15 protein-coding genes, 3 tRNA genes and 1 pseudogene are annotated in these 21,368 nt (G+C 38.0%); 17 read left to right on the forward strand and 2 right to left on the reverse strand.

The window, feature by feature from the left end:
- Positions 1-71: 71 nt before the first annotated feature.
- From ACFIK8_RS06895 to ACFIK8_RS06930, 8 genes are all read left to right on the forward strand, one after another.
- A complete protein-coding gene (locus ACFIK8_RS06895) occupies positions 72-2,339 on the forward strand; it encodes an ATP-binding protein (protein WP_375636489.1) in 2,268 nt (755 codons plus the stop codon).
- A gap of 1 nt (position 2,340) precedes the next feature.
- On the forward strand, positions 2,341-3,699 hold the full coding sequence (locus tag ACFIK8_RS06900; RefSeq protein WP_012755009.1) for a sigma-54 dependent transcriptional regulator: 1,359 nt from the start codon (positions 2,341-2,343) through the stop codon (positions 3,697-3,699).
- A 4-nt stretch (positions 3,700-3,703) separates the two neighbouring features.
- Positions 3,704-5,080, forward strand: coding sequence for a Trk system potassium transporter TrkA (gene trkA, locus ACFIK8_RS06905; RefSeq protein ID WP_375636487.1), 1,377 nt, complete (start codon positions 3,704-3,706; stop codon positions 5,078-5,080).
- Positions 5,081-5,090: 10 nt separating this feature from the next.
- Positions 5,091-5,900 (forward strand): hypothetical protein, encoded by an 810-nt coding sequence (locus ACFIK8_RS06910; RefSeq protein WP_375636485.1) that lies wholly within the window; start codon positions 5,091-5,093, stop codon positions 5,898-5,900.
- 146 nt (positions 5,901-6,046) lie between these two features.
- Positions 6,047-6,679 (forward strand): ATP-dependent Clp endopeptidase proteolytic subunit ClpP, encoded by a 633-nt coding sequence (clpP, locus tag ACFIK8_RS06915; RefSeq protein ID WP_012755012.1) that lies wholly within the window; start codon positions 6,047-6,049, stop codon positions 6,677-6,679.
- 183 nt (positions 6,680-6,862) lie between these two features.
- The gene (clpX, locus tag ACFIK8_RS06920) at positions 6,863-8,137 is read left to right on the forward strand and encodes an ATP-dependent Clp protease ATP-binding subunit ClpX (protein WP_012755013.1); all 1,275 of its coding nucleotides are present in this window, start codon (positions 6,863-6,865) and stop codon (positions 8,135-8,137) included.
- 183 nt (positions 8,138-8,320) lie between these two features.
- Positions 8,321-10,747, forward strand: coding sequence for an endopeptidase La (gene lon, locus ACFIK8_RS06925; protein WP_012755014.1), 2,427 nt, complete (start codon positions 8,321-8,323; stop codon positions 10,745-10,747).
- A 231-nt stretch (positions 10,748-10,978) separates the two neighbouring features.
- A complete protein-coding gene (locus tag ACFIK8_RS06930; protein WP_012231443.1) occupies positions 10,979-11,257 on the forward strand; it encodes an HU family DNA-binding protein in 279 nt (92 codons plus the stop codon).
- Between the two features lie 1,105 nt (positions 11,258-12,362).
- On the opposite strand, the gene trmFO is transcribed toward ACFIK8_RS06930, so the two are convergent.
- Positions 12,363-13,772: a methylenetetrahydrofolate--tRNA-(uracil(54)-C(5))-methyltransferase (FADH(2)-oxidizing) TrmFO gene (gene trmFO, locus ACFIK8_RS06935; RefSeq protein WP_273788337.1), complete on the reverse strand. Its 1,410-nt coding sequence runs from the start codon at positions 13,770-13,772 to the stop codon at positions 12,363-12,365.
- Positions 13,773-13,906: 134 nt separating this feature from the next.
- Here trmFO and ACFIK8_RS06940 point away from each other — a divergent pair.
- The 6 genes from ACFIK8_RS06940 to ACFIK8_RS06965 all read left to right on the forward strand — a co-directional run bounded on the left by ACFIK8_RS06940 (position 13,907) and on the right by ACFIK8_RS06965 (position 19,884).
- Positions 13,907-13,989, forward strand: a tRNA-Leu gene (locus tag ACFIK8_RS06940).
- Between the two features lie 135 nt (positions 13,990-14,124).
- Entirely contained in the window at positions 14,125-15,552 is a 1,428-nt protein-coding gene (tig, locus tag ACFIK8_RS06945) for a trigger factor (protein WP_375636480.1), read from the forward strand.
- A 128-nt stretch (positions 15,553-15,680) separates the two neighbouring features.
- Positions 15,681-17,180, forward strand: a complete 1,500-nt coding sequence (gatB, locus tag ACFIK8_RS06950) for an Asp-tRNA(Asn)/Glu-tRNA(Gln) amidotransferase subunit GatB (protein ID WP_375636478.1) — start codon at positions 15,681-15,683, stop codon at positions 17,178-17,180.
- Between the two features lie 181 nt (positions 17,181-17,361).
- A complete protein-coding gene (locus tag ACFIK8_RS06955) occupies positions 17,362-17,760 on the forward strand; it encodes an NADH:ubiquinone oxidoreductase subunit NDUFA12 (protein ID WP_375636476.1) in 399 nt (132 codons plus the stop codon).
- A gap of 88 nt (positions 17,761-17,848) precedes the next feature.
- Positions 17,849-18,274, forward strand: a complete 426-nt coding sequence (locus ACFIK8_RS06960) for a DUF2155 domain-containing protein (RefSeq protein ID WP_012755019.1) — start codon at positions 17,849-17,851, stop codon at positions 18,272-18,274.
- 884 nt (positions 18,275-19,158) lie between these two features.
- Complete coding sequence (locus tag ACFIK8_RS06965) at positions 19,159-19,884, forward strand: rhomboid family intramembrane serine protease (protein WP_375636474.1); 726 nt, start codon at positions 19,159-19,161, stop codon at positions 19,882-19,884.
- Positions 19,885-19,887: 3 nt separating this feature from the next.
- Here ACFIK8_RS06965 and ACFIK8_RS06970 read toward each other — a convergent pair whose 3' ends face one another.
- Positions 19,888-20,718, reverse strand: coding sequence for an RNA methyltransferase (locus ACFIK8_RS06970; RefSeq protein ID WP_026500346.1), 831 nt, complete (start codon positions 20,716-20,718; stop codon positions 19,888-19,890).
- 205 nt (positions 20,719-20,923) lie between these two features.
- On the opposite strand from ACFIK8_RS06970, the gene ACFIK8_RS06975 reads away from it, so the two are divergent.
- The 3 genes and pseudogenes from ACFIK8_RS06975 to ACFIK8_RS06985 all read left to right on the forward strand — a co-directional run.
- A tRNA-Tyr gene (locus ACFIK8_RS06975) sits at positions 20,924-21,007 on the forward strand.
- Positions 21,008-21,038: 31 nt separating this feature from the next.
- A tRNA-Gly gene (locus ACFIK8_RS06980) sits at positions 21,039-21,112 on the forward strand.
- A gap of 180 nt (positions 21,113-21,292) precedes the next feature.
- A pseudogene (locus tag ACFIK8_RS06985) lies at positions 21,293-21,368 on the forward strand (elongation factor Tu); the annotation flags it as partial.

The following is a 21,368-nucleotide window of genomic DNA, read 5'->3' on the forward strand; positions in this document are numbered from 1 at the left end:
GTAGTATTAGTATTGTCAATTTTTGCTACAAAAGGTTATATGAGAATAATGGGATAAGGGTATGTAAGCTCATGACGAATATAACATCTGTAACGAATCTTCAAGACATAGATAAAAATACTTATAACGATGAGTTGTATCGTTTAAGTAAGGTATATATTTTTTTAGGGATTACAATTATTGTATTGGCGTTACTTACGGCCTCTGTTTCATTTATTATTCTTATTGGATTAACCCCTGTTGTTCCCAGTAGAACAGTAACCCTTATTCTTATAGGGATTAATAGTTTTTGGGTTTTAGGGCTTATTGTCATCGTTTTTTATGAGATGATTCCGATTATTCGTGCTTGGCGTTCAAGGCGTGCAGGATCGCGTCTTCATGTGCGCCTTATTTCATTGTTTGCACTTGTTGCGACAATGCCGGCTGTTGCTGTAGCTCTTGTATCGGGTCCAGCACTAAATTTGGGACTTGATCGATGGTTTGATACAACAACGCGGCAAATTGTGGGCTCTTCTATTGATTTAGCAAATGCTTATGCAGATGAAATGCTTCAAAATTTAAAAAATTTATCCTACGCGATGGCATTTGCACTTGATAACAAAAAACTCTTAGAACGTAATCCGGCTGAATATAGGATGCAATTGACGCGTCATGCTATAGGACGCAATTTGCGTGGCGCATTTTTGTTAAGTTCTAGCGGAGCTATTTTTATATCGAGTGCTCTTGGTGATGAAGATAAACTGCCAATTCCTCCTTCCAATCTTATTGAACGTGCAACCAGTGCGAGGCCTTTTTCTTTTCAACCAGGCGTGCATGATTATTTTGGTATTATTTTAAAATTTACCAACATTCCAAACACATTTTTATATTTGGTGCGTGACGTTGATAAAGGTGTTTTATCTGCTTTGCGTTTAACAGAAGTCAATACAGATCGTTATCGTGATTTAAATGAAAATCGCCTGCTGACGCAAATTGCATTTGGTATGCTTTATTTATGTCTTTTTTTTAGTTTATTCCTATCGGCTATTTGGGCTGCTATTGCTGTCGCTGATCGCTTAGTACGTCCTATTCGTCTTCTCATTAGTGCTGCTGATGATGTTGCTACTGGAAATATGGAAATTTTTGTGCCAGTACGCGCGAAGGACGGAGATATTGGGCAATTATCCAAAACTTTTAATTACATGGTCAGTGAATTGAAAAGTCGGCGCAATGAGTTGATTGCAGTACGTGATCAAATTGATGAGAGACGGCGTTTTTCTGAAGCAGTGTTATCGGGTGTAACAGCAGGAGTAGCGGGTATAGATGATAATGGTGATATTACAATTATTAATCGATCTATTGAAGCGATGTTTGATATTCGCTCTGAACACGTTGTTGGACAAAGTCTTTTATCTTTAAGTGCTGAAATTTGGCAGGTTTTTCAGTTTGCACGTTCATTGGATCGTAAAAATCATCGTGAGCAGGTTACTTTAAACGTTGCAGGAAAAGAGCGTGTCTGTAATGTCCAAGTTACGATGGAAGAGGATGATGGACAGGGGCAATCTTGGGTCCTAACAATTGATGATATTACAGACCTTGTTGCAGCACAACGTACAGCGGCGTGGGCGGATATTGCACGGCGTATTGCACACGAAATAAAAAATCCTCTCACACCCATTCAGTTATCCGCTGAACGCATTCGTAAACGTTATAACAAAGTTATTACACAAGATAGAGAGGTCTTTGAGCGGTGTATTGAGACAATTATTCGACAGGTTGGAGATATTGGGCGTATGGTTGATGAGTTTTCCTCTTTTGCACGTATGCCCAAACCACAAATGCATATTTTAGATATACGAGAATTGTTGCGCGAAGCATGTTTCTTGATAGAAGTGACACGACATGATATTCATTTTGAGCAAGATTTAGGAAGTCTACCACTTATGGGTGCATTTGATAACCGTCTCATTGTACAAGCTTTTTGCAATGTGATCAAAAATGCGAGCGAATCCATAGATTCAGTTATGCGAGAGGAAAATATTCACGGTCATATTCTTATCCGTTCTTATCGTCAAGAGGAATGGGTGGTTGTGGATGTTGTTGATAATGGGAAAGGACTTCCTAAAGAGCAAAGACAAAAGTTATTAGAGCCCTATATAACAACGCGGGAAAAAGGAACAGGGCTCGGGTTAGCCATTGTGCGCAAAGTTATTGAAGATCACGGTGGTTCCATGGAGCTTCATGATGCACCGGAGAGTTTTTATGAAGGTCGTGGTGCGATGATTCGTTTGATGTTTCCGGCGGATGGGGGTAAGCAGGGTAGTATTATACAAGCCATAAATCATAAGATAGGGGAATAGTATGGTATCAGATATCTTGATTGTTGATGATGAAGCAGATATTCGTGAGCTTGTTGCTGGTATTTTAGATGATGAAGGTTATGAAACGCGTGTTGCTTGTAACTCTGATGAAGCATTGGCTCAAATTAGTGAGCGTATTCCAAAGCTCATTTTTTTGGATATTTGGCTACAGGGTAGTCGTCTTGATGGTTTAGCATTGCTTGATGAAATTAAAACGCAATATCCGGCTCTTCCGGTCGTTATGATCTCTGGTCATGGTAATATTGAGACGGCTGTTTCCGCTATAAAGCGAGGGGCATATGATTTCATTGAAAAACCTTTTAAAGCAGATAGACTTGTATTGGTTGCAGAGAGAACACTTGAAAACTCAAATTTAAAACGTGAGCTTTTAGAATTGCGAAAGCGTTCGAACGAAACATTAGAGTTGCTCGGAAAATCGACAGTTGTAAAAAATTTGCGTCAAATCATAGAAAAAGTAGCACCAACCAATAGTCGCGTCATGATAACAGGTCCTTCAGGGGCAGGAAAAGAGACTGTTGCACGAACTATTCATGCGCTCTCAACGCGTTCGAATGGGCCATTTGTTACAATAAATGCTGCAACGATTACTCCGGAAAGAATGGAAATAGAGCTGTTTGGCAGTGAAATGGAAGGAAGAGAGCGCAAGATCGGTGCCTTAGAGGAAGCTCATGGCGGTATATTATATCTTGATGAAATTGCTGACATGCCACGTGAGACTCAAGGTAAGATTCTTCGGGTGTTAACGGGGCAGACATTTGAAAGAGTTGGCGGCACAAAACGTGTTAAGGTGGATGTCCGTATTATTTCTTCGACAGCGCAAAATCTTGAAAACCTCATTTCCGATGGGCGCTTTAGAGAAGATCTTTTCCACCGTCTTTCGGTTGTTCCTATTGCTGTTCCGCCCCTTTCAGCGCGTCGTGAAGATATTCCAGAACTTGTACATCATTTTGTAAAAACAATATCACAGCAGGTTGGGATTAAACCGCGTGCAATCAGTGATGATGTGATTGCTATTTTGCAAACGCATGCTTGGCCGGGTAATGTGCGGCAATTACGTAATAATATTGAGCGTCTTCTTATTCTTGTGCGGGATGGTGATGGTCCTATAACAGCGGATTTTCTTCCCAGTGAAGTAAGTGATTCTTTGCCACGTCTTCAAATGGATTCAGATGAAAGTATAATGGATTTGCCGTTACGTGAAGCACGAGAATTGTTTGAAAAGAGATATTTAGTGGCACAGATTGGGCGTTTGGGTGGAAATATATCACGTACTGCTGAATTTATAGGCATGGAGCGTTCAGCTTTGCACCGTAAACTTAAAGCGCTTGGAGTTTCTTAAAGCGATGCGTGTTATTATTTGCGGAGCAGGACAGGTTGGTTATGGGATAGCAGAGCGTCTTGCTGCTGAAAATCACGATGTTACTGTTATTGATATTGAAACGAGATTAATTGAAAAGATTCGCGATACATTGGATGTGAGAGGTTTTGTTGGTCACGGTTCACGTCCTGAAGTTCTTTTGGCTGCAGATGCAGACAAAGCTGATATGTTGATTGCTGTCACTTTGTTTGATGAAGTCAATATGGTAGCTTGTCAAGTGGCACATTCATTATTTAATGTGCCCACAAAAATTGCTCGTATTCGTTCACAATCTTATTTAGAGCCACGTTATAAGACGCTTTTTTCCAGAGAGAATATTCCCATTGATGTGGTTATTTCGCCAGAAGTTGAAGTTGGGGAAATGGTTTTGCGCCGTATTGCTTTACCTGGTGCAATAGATGTTCTTTATTTTTGTAATGATGATGTTGTTGCGCTAGCCTTGGAATGCATGGAAGATTGTCCAGTTATTAATACACCTTTGCGTCAATTAACAGAGCTTTTTCCAGATCTTCATACGACGGTTACCGCTATTAAACGTGGCGCGGAATTATTGGTTGCACATTCAGAAACGCAATTACGCGTTGGTGATATAACCTATCTTGTTGTTGCTCGTGATCAAATGCGCCGTGCTGTTGGGCTTTTTGGTCATAAAGAACAAGATGCCCACCGCATGATTATTGCAGGAGGCGGTCACATTGGCCTTTATGTTGCACAGGCTATTGAAAAGCGTTTCCATAAATTAAAATTGAAGATTATAGAATCGCATAGAGAAAGAGCTCTCACGATTGCTGATCAGCTTGAAAAAACAACAGTTTTATACGGTAACGTGTTAGATCCAGTGATTCTTCAAGATGCGGGAATTGATCAGTCCGATTTAATGATTACATTGACCAATCAAGATCAGGTTAATCTCTTAAGCGCTATTATTGCTAAAAGATTGGGCTGCAAAGCCAATATGGTATTGATTAATAATGTTGCCTATCAAGAATTTAGTCGTGCTGTTGGTGTGGATGCATATCTTAATCCCCATAGCGTTACAATATCGAGAATTTTGCAACAAATGCGCCGTGGACGTATTCGTTCTGTTCATTCAGTTTTTAATGGCCGAGCAGAAATTATTGAAGCTGAAGTGATGCAAACATCTTCATTGGTTGGTAAGTCATTATCAGAGCTCAATTTATCAAATGGTTTGAGAATTGGTGCAATTTATCGCAATAAGACAATAATACAGCTTTCGGCAGATACGCGCATTTTGTCTGGTGATAGAATAGTGATTTTTGCTCTTGCTGATAGGGTTCGTGATGTTGAACAACTCTTTCGCGTAAGTTTAGAATATTTTTGATATATTATCTATGGATATTTGTACTTTTTGGTATAGTGGACAATTAAGATTGGTGGATAGGCTTTGTTTGTCCTCAATGGTTAAAACTGGACAGCGCGTTAAGCTTTTTAGTTATGATAAAAAAATAGATAATCTTCCTGCCGGTGTTGAGTTGCATGAAGCCGAATCAATTTTGCCACGCTCAGCAATTTATCGCCTTGATCCCGATTTTTCTGATGATAAACCAGGGTGTACAATTGTTCAGTTTTCGGATTTTTTTCGTGTTATGCTGATGAAATATCAACAAGGTGTTTGGTTAGATACAGATGTTTACCTTGTTAAACAATTTCATCCAGATGCGGATAAGGTTTGGTTGGCAAGAGAAAATAATACAAGAGTAGGCGTTTCTGCACTTTATTTTCCGCCTAATAACCCTATTATAAAAGTATTTGAAGATTATTGGGCAGGCACAGAAATTATTCCTCATTGGCTTGGGTTTAAGCGTCGTGTTTGGAGACCTTTCTGGTTAAAGAGGAAAAAAATGCCGATTTTGCCGGGAAGTCTTGGCGTTACGATATTTGGCAATGATGGTATTTCGCGATTAGCAAAACGATATGGTTTTTTTCATGCAGCAAAGGAAAAGGAAACTTTTTATTATTGGACTGGGCGAAAAGCTGAACGTATTTTTGAACCAGCTTTTGGCGTAAAGCCGCTTACAGATTCACGCTTGATAGGCTTTCATATTCACAGAAAGACAAAAACCACGAAAAGACCTCGGGAAGGAAGTTTTTACCATTGGGCGGTATCTCGCATTCCTGATGTTCATCATTTGTTTAAGTAGAGTTATTATTGCTATTTTAACTATTGGGATTTTAATCTATCTTAAACAGCTCTTGATTGTAGCTTGCACAAGAGAGTAATGTTAACGTATGGATAAAAACATTGAATGTGTAAAGAGCGGTTGTTATATGAACGGAAAGTAGAAATATGAGTGATCCAATGAAAACAGCATTAAGCCTTGTTCCTATGGTTATTGAACAAACCAATCGTGGTGAACGGGCCTATGATATTTTTTCCCGTCTTTTAAAGGAGCGGATTATTTTTATTAATGGTCCTGTCGAAGATGGTATGGCAATGCTTGTTTGTGCACAATTGCTTTTCTTGGAAGCGGAAAATCCTAAAAAAGAAATTAGTCTTTATATTAATTCTCCAGGTGGTGTCGTAACATCTGGTATGGCTATTTATGATACTATGCAGTTTATTCGCCCTCCTGTTTCTACGCTTTGCATGGGGCAGGCGGCATCTATGGGGTCTTTATTGTTAACAGCTGGAGCAAAAGGTCATCGTTTTACATTGCCAAACGCACGTATTATGGTGCATCAACCATCCGGTGGTTTTCAAGGTCAAGCTTCAGATATTGAGCGACATGCGCAAGACATTATAAAGATGAAACGGCGTTTAAATGAAATTTATGTTCAACATACAGGTCAAGATTATGAGATTATTGAGAGAACTCTCGATCGCGATCATTTTATGACAGCAGAAGAAGCCAAAGCGTTTGGCTTAGTTGATGATGTTATACAATATCGTGCAGAAACTGAAAAAGAAGAAAAAGATTAAGAATTTTTATAGAAAAAACAGCTACTTTAAATCACAGAGTTTTATAAAAAATATCGCAAAATAAGAGAAACACCTAAAAATATTGAGACATGCATGGTTTTCTATATGTCTTTTAGTTTTCATGATGAAAAGCTTCCTTTGGAAAGGCAAAGTATTCATATATCGTGGTGAAAGGAAAGAAAAATGAGCAAAATTAGCAATAGCGGGAACGAATCAAAAAATACTCTCTATTGCTCGTTCTGCGGCAAGAGTCAGCATGAGGTGCGTAAGCTCATTGCGGGGCCTACTGTATTTATCTGTGATGAATGTGTAGAGCTTTGCATGGATATTATTCGGGAAGAAAATAAGTCTTCTGGGGTTAAGGTGCGTGATGGTGTTCCTACGCCACAGGAAATTATAACAGTTCTTGATGATTATGTTATTGGTCAGCAGCATGCAAAGCGTGTTCTTTCTGTTGCTGTTCATAATCATTATAAACGGTTGGCGCATCAGTCTAAAAGCAATGATATTGAGTTGGCTAAATCAAATATTCTTCTTGTTGGTCCAACGGGCTGTGGTAAAACTTATCTTGCACAAACATTAGCACGTATTATTGATGTGCCTTTTACGATGGCGGATGCGACCACTTTGACGGAAGCAGGCTATGTAGGTGAGGATGTAGAAAATATTATTTTGAAACTTCTTCAAGCTGCTGACTATAATGTTGAACGTGCACAACGTGGCATTGTTTATATTGATGAGGTTGATAAGATTTCTCGTAAGGCTGACAATCCTTCTATTACAAGAGATGTTTCGGGGGAAGGAGTTCAGCAAGCGTTATTAAAAATTATGGAAGGAACGATTGCTTCTGTTCCTCCTCAAGGTGGACGTAAGCATCCGCAACAAGAGTTTCTTCAGGTTGACACCACAAACATCTTATTCATTTGTGGGGGAGCTTTTGCTGGGTTAGAACGGATTATTTCAGGGCGTGGTGAAAAAACTTCTATTGGTTTTTCTGCGACCGTTAAGGCTCCTGATGAGCGTTGTGTCGGTGAAATTTTTCGTGATTTAGAGCCTGAAGATCTTATAAAATTTGGTTTAATACCAGAATTTATTGGGCGCCTTCCTATAGTCGCTACCTTAGAGGATTTAGATGTTAACGCCCTTATGCAAATTTTATCACAACCTAAAAATGCTTTAGTAAAGCAATATCAGCGTCTTTTTGAAATGGAGAATGTCGAGTTATCATTTCATGAAGATGCTTTACGTGTTATTGCGAAGAAAGCAATTGAACGTAAAACTGGCGCTCGTGGTTTACGTTCTATTATGGAGAAGATCCTTCTTGAGACGATGTTTGAGCTACCGGCTCTTGAAGGCGTTCAAAAAGTGGTTATTTCGAGTGATGTCGTTGATGGGAAAGCGCGTCCTCTTTATATTTACTCAGAACGTGCAGAAGATAAAGAAAATGTATCAGCATGATATTGTGCTAAGCACAATATGAAAGGTGGTAATAAACAGTATTTGATGGGTGTTTATAATAATATCATTATAATGCTTGATTTATGTATTAGTAATTACCACTTCATGTATTGTGAAGAGCTGAGGTTTTCTAAAGGTGAGCTGGTTGTTGTAGATAGCTCATAGGCTCCAGAAAGGAGAGTTATGCAATATATTGATGAAAAGACAGATGAAGTAAGAGATGGGGTTTATGCTGTTTTACCTCTTCGTGATATTGTTGTCTTCCCCCATATGATTGTTCCACTTTTTGTGGGCCGCGAAAAATCAATTCGTGCTCTTGAAGAAACGATGGCGGTTGACAAGCAAATACTCTTGGTGACACAAAAAAATGCTTCTGATGACGATCCAAAATCAGAGGATATTTATCATATTGGTACATTTGCTAATATTCTTCAACTTTTAAAGCTTCCTGATGGTACTGTAAAGGTTTTGGTTGAAGGAACTGCACGTGCAAAAATTAGTCAATTTGCTTTAAGTGAAGGTTATCATCAGGCATATGCGACTGTTACAGAAGAATCTAGAGAGAGTGATGTTGAGATTGAAGCTCTTTCAAGGTCAGTGATTGCTTATTTTGAAAACTATGTAAAGCTTAATAAAAAAATCTCTCCTGAAGTTGTTAATGCGATTGGTCAGATTGATAATCCTTCTAAGCTTGCCGATACGATTGCTTCTCATTTGATGATTAAACTTGCAGAAAAACAGGAAATACTAGAGCTCTTACCTGTACGGGCCCGTCTTGAACGTGTTCTGTCCTTCATGGAAGGAGAAATTTCTGTTTTGCAGGTTGAAAAACGTATTCGTTCGCATGTTAAACGGCAAATGGAAAAAAACCAACGAGAATATTATCTCAATGAGCAGATGAAGGCTATTCAAAAAGAGTTAGGGGCAGGTGATGATAGCCGAGATGAACTCTCTGAATTAGAAGAACGTATCAAGAATACAAAACTATCCAAGGAAGCACAGGAAAAAGCTGGGGCAGAATTGAGAAAATTACGGAATATGTCTCCTATGTCTGCAGAAGCGACAGTTGTCCGTAACTATCTTGATTGGTTATTAGCAATGCCTTGGGGTAAAAAATCTAAGATTAAAAACAATTTAGATTTTGCTGAAAAGGTCATGAATAATGAACATTTCGGTCTTGAAAAGGTTAAGGAGCGGATTATTGAATATTTGGCTGTACAAAGTCGCGCGTCAAAGATAAAAGGTCCTATTATTTGTTTGTTAGGTCCTCCTGGTGTAGGGAAAACATCATTAGCGCGCTCTATTGCAAAGGCGACGGGGCGTGAGTATGTTCGTATCTCTTTGGGAGGCGTGCGGGATGAAGCAGAAATTCGCGGACATCGCCGAACATATATTGGTTCGATGCCTGGAAAAATTATCCAGTCTATGAAAAAAGCAAAAAAATCTAATCCGCTTTTCTTGCTTGATGAAATTGATAAAATGGGACAAGATTTTCGTGGAGATCCTTCATCCGCTTTATTAGAAGTTCTTGATCCTGAACAAAACAGTACATTCATTGATCACTATTTGGAAGTTGAATATGATCTTTCTGATGTCATGTTTATCACAACTGCCAATACGCTTAATATTCCAGGTCCGTTAATGGATCGTATGGAAATTATTCGTATTGCTGGTTATACTGAATGTGAGAAAATGGAAATTGTTAAACAGCATCTTTTACCAAAGGCACTAAAAGATCACTCTTTGTCTAAAAAAGAACTCAGTATTTCTGATGGAGCACTAAGGTCAATTATTCAGTTTTATACACGTGAGGCAGGCGTTCGTAACCTTGAGCGTGAACTCATGAAAATTTCCCGCAAATCTGTTACAAAAATTCTCAAAACGCATCAAAAATCTGTAAAAGTTACAGAAAGTAATATTCATGATTTCTTGGGTGTTAAACGTTATCATTACAATCAGATTGAAGGAGAAAATCAAATTGGTGTTGTGACAGGCCTTGCGTGGACAGAAGTCGGTGGAGAGTTATTGACCATTGAAGGAGTTATGATGCCCGGCAAAGGTAAGATGACTGTAACTGGAAATTTACGTGATATTATGAAGGAGTCCATTTCAGCGGCAGCATCTTATGTACGTTCTCGTGCTGTTGATTTTGGTATTGAACCTCCACTTTTTGAAAAACGCGATATCCATGTTCATGTTCCAGAGGGTGCTACGCCAAAAGATGGCCCATCTGCTGGGATTGCAATGGTGACAGCAATTGTTTCGGTTCTTACAGGAGTAGCTGTGCATAAAGATATTGCAATGACTGGTGAAATTACTTTACGTGGACGCGTTTTACCAATTGGTGGATTAAAAGAAAAACTCCTAGCAGCTCTTCGAGGAGGGATAAAAAAGGTACTTATTCCTGAAGAAAACGCAAAAGATTTGGTTGATATTCCTGACGATGTCAAAAATAATATGGAAATTATTCCGGTAAATCATGTGAGTGAAGTTTTGAAACACGCTTTGGTTCGTTTTCCAGACACTATTGAATGGAAAGAACCCTCTACGGTGGCTGTCCCAATCCGGTCAGAGGGCAGTGATAGTGAAGGAATACAGATTGCGCACTGATTCACTTATCTCATTTATAACGGCATTTTTTAGGTGGCAGAAGGCGTTGTTGAGGTTATTGTTCTGTTTTTTGTTGGAAAAAGTGAAAAATTCCGTGAATAACTGTGATTATTGCTAAAAAAACAATGTTTTGGATAAAAATAAGACTTCTGTTTGCTGTACTTTTCAATAAACTGACCAATAACATGATTAAGTCATGTTGTCAGGTAATATAGGGAAAGGAAATATTTTATGAATAAAAGTGAATTGGTTAGCTCCGTTGCTGAAAAGGCAGGTGTTTCGAAAGCGCAAGCTGGTGCTGTTGTTGATGCTTTTATGGCTTCTGTAACAGAAGCTTTGGCTTCAGGGGGAGATGTTCGTCTTCCAGGTTTTGGCTCTTTTGAAGTTTCTCATCGTGCTGCAACAAAGGGGCGTAATCCTTCAACTGGTGCTGAGATCGATATTCCAGCACGTTCTGTACCTAAATTTTCTGCAGGAAAAAGCCTTAAAGAAGCAGTTAATAAAAAATAATTTAAGCTACATAAAAAAACCCGATTTATTTATAAGCGGGTTTTTTTTTAGCACATGTATTATGCCCATTTTTCATATAACACGTTGAGATTTTTGCGGTATTTTTTATTTTCATGTATTACTTGTATTTTTGAAAATAATTTTAAGTGTTGTATAAAATACTGTCAGCTTAAAATATATTTTTTAGCCTTTTCAGTAAAATATTGCACTGTATTAGTGCAGTACCGGTGTGGCTTATAAAATGTAATGTTAACTTTTATTACGCTGAAGTGTTACGATATTTATTTCAAAACAAGATCCGTAAATAGTATGAGGCAAAAAACTCTGTAAAGTCTATAAAAGTTATTATATACTACCATTTACGCTTAATAAAAGTGCATGTTGGTGCCACCGTACTGTTTTTCTCAGTTCCTATAATGTTGCGATTAGCCCTCAACATCTGAGATGAGTGCATAAGGAATAGTTTTATTCTTTTACTTATACGCCAACCTTGCTTGTGACGCACCAAGAGGATAAGTTTTATTGATTTATTATAAGAGATTCTGAAATGAAAGAATCTTATGATATTCAGATTTCACTTTCAATATTGTGATTTTTCTTGGCATTTGAGAGGGAAGAGATAGATCCAGCTCTATCCTACAAATATTTTTTCCATATCCCTATTTCACTTGTGATATGCAAGCGAGCGTTTTTTCTTCATCACACAAGAGTTAAAGTGAGAGAATAACACAAATTTTGATGAAGGAAGTTAAAAAACAGAAAAATTACTCTTATAAAATAATGTATATTACGTAATATAAAAAATATTAATAGAGATAATACAGTATTGCTTGTTTATTTTCCATCTATTTAAATTTTTATTATTCATAATATATTGATATAATTATTTTATTTTTAGTCATTAAATCATATTAAATTGTTGATAGCGGTAAAGGTTTTTTATAGCCAAAAGTTATTTTACAAGCACCTACATAATTAAATAAATGATGAAACGTAGAGTAGTATTTATTGATTGGGGGAGACAGTCTTTAAAAGGCTTTAGAATGATTTTTTCACGAGAGTCATAAAGATCTATTCAGTAGATGAGAGGCGAATCGTGTGTTTTTTATAAGGAACTCTTTGATTCTTTATCTGCTAACCACTGAGTACAATCATTGAGAGCTCTTGCTGTGATGGCTTGTTTTTTTACTAATTTTTTTTCTTTACTTGCTAGGCGTTTTCCTGAATGTCTAATAGAAGCAATAGGGGGAAAGAGTCCGAAATTGATATTCATTGGCTGAAAGGACTGTGTTTCTGCTTTTTCATCTATGATGTGTCCCCCTGTAATATGATTCAAAAGGGCTCCGAATGCTGTCGTTTGTGGGGGTAGGCAAGGGGAAATATGATGATATTCGGCAGCAGCAAAACGTCCAGCAAGAAGCCCTATTGCCGCTGATTCTACATAACCTTCACATCCGGTAATTTGCCCTGCAAAGCGTAGTTGTTTTTTTTGTTTTAAACGAAGGGTTTGATCAAGAATAATTGGCGAGTTGAGGTAGGTATTGCGGTGAAGACCACCAAGACGCGCAAACTCTGCTTTTTCAAGACCGGGAATCATTCTAAAAATGCGAATTTGTTCACCATATTTCAGTTTTGTTTGAAAGCCGACCATATTGTAAAGCGTTCCAAGTTTATTATCTTGGCGTAATTGAACGACAGCATAGGGTTTAACTGTAGGGTTATGGGCATTGGTTAAGCCCATAGGTTTCATAGGACCGTGTCTTAACGTTTCAAGTCCGCGCTCAGCCATAATTTCAATGGGGAGGCATCCATCAAAATAGGGCGTTTTTTCAAAGTCACGAAACTCTGTTTTTTCAGCATTTTTTAATGCTTCAACGAATGTTTTATATTGTTCTTTGTTGAGGGGACAATTAAGATAATCTTTTCCTGTTCCCTCAGGACCAATTTTATCATAGCGAGACTGATACCAACAAATGTTGATATCAATACTATCGGTATGGATAATAGGTGCAATCGCATCAAAAAAAGAAAGAGCTTTTATACCGGTTATTGCTTGTAATTCTTGAGCAAGTGCAGGTGATGTAAGGGGACCCGTTGCAATGACAACATGTTTCCAAGCTTTAGGAATTTCTTGAACTTCTTCACGTTTGATTGTTATAAGAGGATGGTTTTCGATTGCTGTCGTAACGGTTTTTGAAAATCCATCACGGTCAACAGCAAGGGCACTACCTGCGGGAACTTTGTTGGCATCAGCAGCTTTCATAATTAACGATTTCGCTAATCGCATTTCAGCATGTAAAAGCCCTACGGCATTTGTTAATGAATCATCGCAACGAAATGAATTTGAACAAACCAGTTCTGCCAAATTATCGGTTTTATGGGCATCTGATTTTTTTTCGGGTCGCATTTCATGCAAAACAACAGGAATTCCTGATTGAGCGATTTGCCAGCTTGCTTCACACCCCGCAAGACCACCACCGATGATATGAATTGGGATATCGAATGTCTTTAACATAATTGACTTTTAGCGTAAGCAGTTATGTATGAAAAGCATAGATTTTGTTTTTTTTAATATATTTGTTTGCTTTTTTCCCGTAATTAATGGTATAGAGACGCCGCTTGTATAAGGTTATTAGCTTGTAAGTTTGAGCGGATGTGGCGAAATTGGTAGACGCACCAGATTTAGGTTCTGGCGGGAGACCGTGGGGGTTCGAGTCCCTCCATCCGCACCAAAGCAATCCCTTAAGTGCTACGGATTTCTACGTGTCTGAAATTCCGCTTCATGGTAAATGTAACACTCGAAGTGTTAGAATGTAATGATTATTAGAGTGGGTTTATCCCTCTCCTTAGGAAAATGAAGGTGTTTAATGCAGGTTACCGAGACGCTTAATGAAGGACTGAAGCGCGAAATTAAGATCGTGGTTCCAGCGAAAGATTTAGAAGAAAAGCTGAATGAAAGATTGGATGATACCAAGGGAAAAATCAAGCTTAATGGTTTTCGTCCCGGTAAAGTGCCTAGTGGACATTTGCGAAAAATGTATGGTAAATCCTTTATGGCGGAGATTCTCAATGAGATACTCAGTGATGCGCCTCGGTCTATTTTAGCAGATCGCAATGAACGTGCAGCGATGCAGCCAAAAATTGATATAGATGAAGATGAAAAAATTCTAGATGGCAAAGCTGATTTTACTTTTAGTTTAAAGTATGAAGTTTTACCAAAAATTGAAATTAAAGATTTTGAACATATTAAGGTTATCCGTGAAATTGCAACTATTCCTGAACAGGATATTGATGATCAAATCAATCGCGTCCTTTCTTCTACGCGTAATTATTCCCTAAAAGAGGGGGCTTCTGAAGAAGGTGATCGTATTACCATAGATTATCAAGGTAAGCTTGAAGGCGTTCCATTTGAAGGTGGGGCAGATAGTGATGCACAACTGATTCTTGGATCAAAACAATTTATTCCTGGTTTTGAAGAGCAATTGGTTGGTGTGAAAGCTGGGGATGCAAAAACGATTTTTGTTAAATTTCCTGATGATTACAGTGCAGCACATTTGGCCGGACGGGAAGCAGAGTTTGACATTACTGTCAAAGCTGTCTTTAAACCAGATGAATTAAAAATTGATGATGAAGCAGCACAAAAAGTTGGTTTAGAGTCTCTAGATCGCTTACGTGAGGTCGTTCGTGGGCAGATTGAAAGCCAATATGGTTCAGTGACACGTCAAAAAGTTAAGCGTCAAATTCTTGATGCTTTAGATGCTGATTATAATTTTGAGATTCCTGAGGAACTTTTAGAGATTGAGTTTAACAATATATGGGCTCAGGTTAATGATGATTTGAAAAAGGCTGGGCGCAGTTTTGAAGATGAAGGTATTACAGAAGAAAAGGCACGGGAGGAATATCGTGTCCTTGCGCAACGTCGTGTTCGTCTTGGTTTGGTGCTTTCTGAAATTGGAATGAAGGTTGGTGTTAAAGTTAGTGAGGATGAGCTAAAAGCAGCCGTTTTTGATCAGGTTCGCCAGTATCCTGGACAAGAGAAAGAGATTATGGATTTTTTCCGCAGGACTCCGGAAGCTGTTGAAAATCTACGTGCTCCGATTTTTGAAGAAAAGGTCATTGATCATTTATTAGCACAGATAAAAGTCACAGATAAAGAAGTGACGGTTGAAGAGTTGATGAAAGAATATGACGAATCAGATGTCCCTGAAGAAAAGCCGGCAAAGAAAAAGTCTGCAGTGAAAGAAACGTCTACAGAGAAAACATCAGCTAAGAAAAAAGCTCCTAAAAAAGCTTAATATTTATGCAAACAGAAAAAGCCCGATAGAATCGGGCTTTTTGTAAGATTTATATCCTAGGATTGCACTGAGAGAATGGTTTTAGATAAGCCATGAGTATATTTTAAAATATTGGTAGTGGATTGGCAATGAGCATCATTGATACGCGTACTCCTGATTCTAAGCGTTTTATTTCTGGAGTTACAGGTGATTGGGAAGTCATCATTGGCATGGAAGTTCATGCGCAAATCATATCAAATTCAAAACTTTTTTCAGGAGCATCAACCAAATTTGGTGCAGAGCCAAACAATCATGTATCACTTATTGATGCAGCCATGCCAGGTATGTTGCCTGTTCTTAATCAAGAATGTGTCCGTCAAGCGGTTCGAACGGGGTTAGGATTAAAGGCGCATATTAATTTAAAATCTGTTTTTGATCGCAAAAATTATTTTTATCCAGATTTACCGCAGGGGTATCAGATCTCTCAATTTCGCTATCCCATTGTGGGAGAGGGAAAGATTATCATATCTGTTGGTCCAGATTCGAATGGCCAATTTGAGGATATTGAAGTAGGAATTGAGAGGTTGCATCTTGAACAGGATGCTGGAAAATCGATGCACGATCAACATCCAACGATGTCTTTTGTAGATCTTAATCGTTCTGGTGTTGCTCTTATGGAAATTGTTTCCAAACCTGATATGCGCTCATCAGATGAAGCCAAAGCCTATATGACAAAATTGCGTACGATTGTTCGTTATTTGGGCACTTGCGATGGCAATATGGATGAAGGTTCTATGCGTGCAGATGTCAACGTATCTGTTCGTCGTCCTGGTGAAAATTTTGGAACGCGCTGTGAAATTAAAAACGTTAATTCTATTCGCTTTATTGGTCAAGCCATTGAGTATGAAGCGCGTCGTCAGATCGCAATTTTAGAAGATGGAGGCGTCATAGATCAAGAGACTCGGCTTTTTGATTCGGCTAAAGGTGAAACGCGCTCTATGCGCTCAAAAGAAGAAGCACATGACTATCGTTATTTTCCTGATCCTGATCTTTTACCATTAGAATTTGATCAAGCGTTTGTGGATGCTTTGGCAGCAGACTTACCAGAATTGCCTGACGCTATAAAAGCACGTTTTGTTAAGGAAATGGGATTGACAGTGTATGATGCTTCCATTCTTGTGACAGAAAAGGCTATTGCTGATTATTTTGAAGAAGTAGCACGTGGGCGTGATGGAAAAATAGTTGCCAATTGGGTGATTAATGACCTTTTAGGGGCTTTAAATAAAGATAATTGTGAGATTGAAGAGTCACCGGTATCGCCAAATCAATTGGGAAGCATTATTGATCTCATAAAAGAAGGAGTTATTTCTGGAAAAATTGCCAAAGATCTTTTTGAGATTATTTGGAATGAGGGGGGAGATGCACGCCAAATTGTAGAAGAGCGAAATATGAAGCAGGTGACAGATACAAAGGCAATTGAAAGAGCCGTTGATGAAATCATTGCTAATAATTCTGATAAAGTTGCGCAAGCAAAACAGAAACCCGCTTTAGCTGGTTGGTTTGTTGGACAGGTAATGAAAGCAACAGGTGGTAAGGCAAACCCTCAAGCTGTTAATGAATTGGTTAAGATGAAACTTGGCATAGATTAAATTTTATGGGGTGGAGAAGAAGCCATACATATGATATCTTCTTGAAATTAAGGGATAGCACGTTATCCTATCAATTGGAATTGTAGCTGAATTTACTAGTAACTTTTTCGGTAATTTCAATCGTTAACAGTTTTATTCCAACGATTAATTTCATGAGCGCACTAAATGAATGGAATAGCAGATGGCTCATTTTTTTAAGCAAATCTTCACATGGTGGAATGGCAATACCATTGGTACGCGTTTTTTCACATGGCGCAAAGGTAAGCGGATAGGGGAAGATCAATTTGGAAATATATATTATGAAGGGGGACTTCATAAGGATGGTTATCCGCACCGTTGGGTTATCTATAAAGACTATTCTGAGGCCTCTACTATTCCACCAGGTTGGCACGGCTGGATTCATCATCGCTGTGAGTACCCACCAACACAGGAGGATTATCATCCTTATGAATGGGAAAAGCCTCATGTTGCAAATATGACAGGAACAAGTGAGGACTATCGACCAAAGGGGGCTATCACCTCCAATGGAGAGCGTTCTTGTGTGCATGAAGATTATGATGCGTGGTCACCTAAAAAATAAAAGATTTTAGTGTGCGCGTGTATTTTTGTCTTATTGGACTCTATGTTATGAAAAGAATTATTTTTAAGATGCGATTGATTTTGATATGATGAGATTTTTTTTATTGTTAGGGGTAAAGCATTTTATATATATTTTTTTAATGGGAGTTTTAGTATTTTTATCCTTAAATAGTGGAGTGCGGGCTGAGCGTATTAGCAATGGAATTGCTGTTTTTGCAGGTCTTGACAAAATCACGGGGCGGACCACACGTTTTGAAGTTACTCTTGGTAAAATTTATCAGTACGGTGCATTACAGGTGACGCCACGTGCGTGTTATACGAGCTCTAAAGATGAACCAACGCGTACAACTGGTTTTGTTGAAGTCAATGAAGTGACATTAGATAAAAAAGTACGGCGTATTTTTACAGGATGGATGTTTGCAGATAGTCCTGGTTTGAACGCTGTTGAGCATCCTATTTATGATGTGTGGTTAAAGGATTGCAAGCAGAATTCTCAAGATCTTCCTCTTCAATGATTAGTGTGTTATCTATTATAATACATTGATTTATAATGGCCCTTTATCATTTTACAACTTAATAAGAGGTTCAATTTCCTATGATTGCCTCATTTAAAATTTTTCTATATTGAATTAATCCAAATTATTCTCTTGCGCATTACAAGTGGCGGATGTGCAGATAAGATTCTCTAAGATAAGGAATAAAAATTTCCTTCATGAACTGTTTAAATTCAAAGAGGCATCATTAAAATAAACATATTTTGCAGTGTTTCATAAGAGACAGTTCTTGAATTATATTTGTTAGAGGTTGAAATGAAAGGCTTGTTGATATTTGTTAAAGAGATGAACTGAAGCTTTTGCATTTATGAGGGAAACAGACTATCAAGTGAGTAGTTCATCATGAAACACTAATGAATATATCTAGAGAAAGCTGTGTTGATAGTTTTTTCTCATAGAGATGTCGTTTTTCATTCAAAGAGTAGAAGCAATGCAAGCTATATTAATGGAAAAATTGAGATTTAAGATTATTTAAAGTTTATCAATCGAAGTATAGTTTGGTTATAAAATGCAATGATCAGTATGTTTCTAGTAAAAAAACAATGTTTATATATTTTTATTATACACCACCTCATAAGTGAGTTTGTCTATTCGTAAGTTCTTGTATATTACATGATAACTTCACATTTAAATAAGCAGGATACCGCTAAGTTTGTAAATCATATTCTTGATATCCGTGCTTTTTAAAATCTTTTGTATAAAATACACGTGTTTTCATGTAGAGCTATTGAAAATTTAAAAAGGGGCTTCGAAGAGGCGTTGAAAAGATTCTGCATCACTGGGAGTGGTATATTTATTTTGTATAAAGAATAACCCATTCTCTAAAGAATACGAGATTTTATAAAATGAAAGTTTCTAGTCACCAACATAATAATGTTTCTCGATTACCGAAACAACCTAAAGAACCCTTGTTGAATGTTCCATTTATTATAGTTGTTTTGATAGCATTTTGTTTTTGTCTTTATTGCATTTCTCAGTATTTTTTTTCTCATAAGGTTTATGTTGAAAGTCTTGAATTTTTTTCATTTATACCAGCATTGTTTAAGAGGGATCCTGTAGCACTCTGTTATACCATGGTGAGTTATTCATTTATGCATAGTAGTTTTAAACATGTTGCTCTTAATATGGTTTGGCTTTTGGTTTTTGGCTCTCCTTTAGCAAGGCATTTTGGTGTTTTACGTTTTTTAATTTTTTGGGTGTTAACGGCTGTTATTTCTGTTTTGACTTATTTTACATTTCATCAAGAAAGTACCATATCACTTATTGGGGCGTCAGGTGCCGTATCTGGAATGATGGGAGCTATTGCACGTTACGGTTTTTCTAGTGGTTATCTATCTGTTAATGCGCAGAACGAAAATTTTTTGGGACCTTTATTGTCCGTCAAAAAAGCTCTGTGTTCTAAGGGGGTACTTGTTTATATGAGTGTATGGCTGACGGCTGATTTTATCATAGGTATTTCTTCTATTTTGTTTGAAGAAAATGGCATCTCAATAGCATGGGAAGCTCATATTGGCGGGTTTCTTGCGGGTTTTTTGTTGGTTGGTTTTTTTGATGTTTCACAAAAAAATTAAAAACTAGAATCTAAGATATTTATGTGCCACATAAAGCGCTATTGTTGCTGCATTTGAAACATTTAATGATTTAATATTTCCAGGCATATCAAGGCGTGTTAAAGCGCAAACGGTTTCACGTGTTTTTTTACGTAAACCTTTACCTTCTGCTCCTAAAACAAGAGCAATTTTATTCCCTGTTAATGCTGTTTCTAGAGGTTTGTCCCCTTCTGAATCGAGACCAAAGCTTGTAAAACCTGTTTGATGAAGTTCTTGAAGAGCTTCAGCGAGGTTTCGTACGGTAATATAATGAATCATTTCCAGAGCTCCAGATGCCGCTTTCGCAAGAACACCGCTTTCGTGGGGAGAGTGACGGCAAGTTGTAATAAGCGCTTTAGCTTTCAATGCAACTGCAGAGCGCATAATAGCGCCAACATTATGCGGATCGGTAATTTGATCCATGACAATGACCAGATCAGTATTGGTTAGTTCCGAAAGTTTGCATGGTTTGAGGGGTAAAGTTTCCAAAACAATACCTTGATGAACAGCCTCACTTCCAACAAGCGAATCAAGATATTTGGGGGTGCATAATGTAACAGAGCAAGGATAATCTGATTCGGATATATTTAATCGTTTTAAGGCATTTTGTGTAACGTAAAGACATTTTAAAATTCTTTTTGGGTTTTCTAAAGCTGCCTGAACAGAATGAATGCCATAAAGATGGATGATCCCTTGCTGTAAAGAAGCAGCTTTCTTCTTTAGGTGTGTAAAAGATCGAGAAGGAGAGCCTTTTGTATCGCGATATCGGCGACGTAAACGAGCATAATGAGAATTTTGTGATGTTTTTTCTTTCATAGCTTCTTTATAGCGTGTTAATAAGAAAAATAGAGAGAAAAAATCTGTGATTTAAAGTTATGAGCAGGAAATTTGTACAGAATTGTATTTATTCTGTTGACAGATACAATAGTAATCGTCATAACCACTTCGCAATCAGATTGAATTGAATGGGTATTCAAGATGGTTTCCGTAATGTCTCATTGCGCGACTTTACCGGTGTAATGGAGGGGTGCCCGAGTGGTTAAAGGGGGCGGACTGTAAATCCGTTGCGTATGCTACGTTGGTTCGAATCCAACCCCCTCCACCATTCATCGAAGGAGAGTTATTATGTGAGTCAAGCGGGTATAGCTCAATGGTAGAGCAGCAGCCTTCCAAGCTGAATATGCGGGTTCGATTCCCGCTACCCGCTCCAAATAGTTGTTGGTGATTGGGCAAATAGGTATGATGGAGGATATTCCATTTATAGATTGGGTGGGGTTTTCCGTCTAAGAGTTGTGGTGATTGAGCTGGTTACAGCCTAGTCGGATTGAGTTTTGCAGGACTGTCCCTAGGTGCTAACAAGAATAGGGAATAAAACAAGAGATTAATAGCGATGGCGAAGAGCAAGTTTGAACGAACAAAACCGCATGTTAATATTGGTACGATTGGTCACGTTGATCATGGGAAGA

The sequence above is a fragment of the Bartonella sp. MR168JLCBS genome (assembly GCF_042194175.1).

Coding starts and splice junctions, on each gene's coding strand:
- ACFIK8_RS06895 (WP_375636489.1), top strand. CDS start 72: ATGACGAATATAACATCTGTAACGAATCTTCAAGACATAGATAAAAAT.
- ACFIK8_RS06900 (WP_012755009.1), top strand. CDS start 2,341: ATGGTATCAGATATCTTGATTGTTGATGATGAAGCAGATATTCGTGAG.
- trkA (WP_375636487.1), top strand. CDS start 3,704: ATGCGTGTTATTATTTGCGGAGCAGGACAGGTTGGTTATGGGATAGCA.
- ACFIK8_RS06910 (WP_375636485.1), top strand. CDS start 5,091: ATGGATATTTGTACTTTTTGGTATAGTGGACAATTAAGATTGGTGGAT.
- clpP (WP_012755012.1), top strand. CDS start 6,047: ATGAGTGATCCAATGAAAACAGCATTAAGCCTTGTTCCTATGGTTATT.
- clpX (WP_012755013.1), top strand. CDS start 6,863: ATGAGCAAAATTAGCAATAGCGGGAACGAATCAAAAAATACTCTCTAT.
- lon (WP_012755014.1), top strand. CDS start 8,321: ATGCAATATATTGATGAAAAGACAGATGAAGTAAGAGATGGGGTTTAT.
- ACFIK8_RS06930 (WP_012231443.1), top strand. CDS start 10,979: ATGAATAAAAGTGAATTGGTTAGCTCCGTTGCTGAAAAGGCAGGTGTT.
- trmFO (WP_273788337.1), bottom strand. CDS start 13,772: ATGTTAAAGACATTCGATATCCCAATTCATATCATCGGTGGTGGTCTT.
- tig (WP_375636480.1), top strand. CDS start 14,125: ATGCAGGTTACCGAGACGCTTAATGAAGGACTGAAGCGCGAAATTAAG.
- gatB (WP_375636478.1), top strand. CDS start 15,681: ATGAGCATCATTGATACGCGTACTCCTGATTCTAAGCGTTTTATTTCT.
- ACFIK8_RS06955 (WP_375636476.1), top strand. CDS start 17,362: ATGGCTCATTTTTTTAAGCAAATCTTCACATGGTGGAATGGCAATACC.
- ACFIK8_RS06960 (WP_012755019.1), top strand. CDS start 17,849: ATGAGATTTTTTTTATTGTTAGGGGTAAAGCATTTTATATATATTTTT.
- ACFIK8_RS06965 (WP_375636474.1), top strand. CDS start 19,159: ATGAAAGTTTCTAGTCACCAACATAATAATGTTTCTCGATTACCGAAA.
- ACFIK8_RS06970 (WP_026500346.1), bottom strand. CDS start 20,718: ATGAAAGAAAAAACATCACAAAATTCTCATTATGCTCGTTTACGTCGC.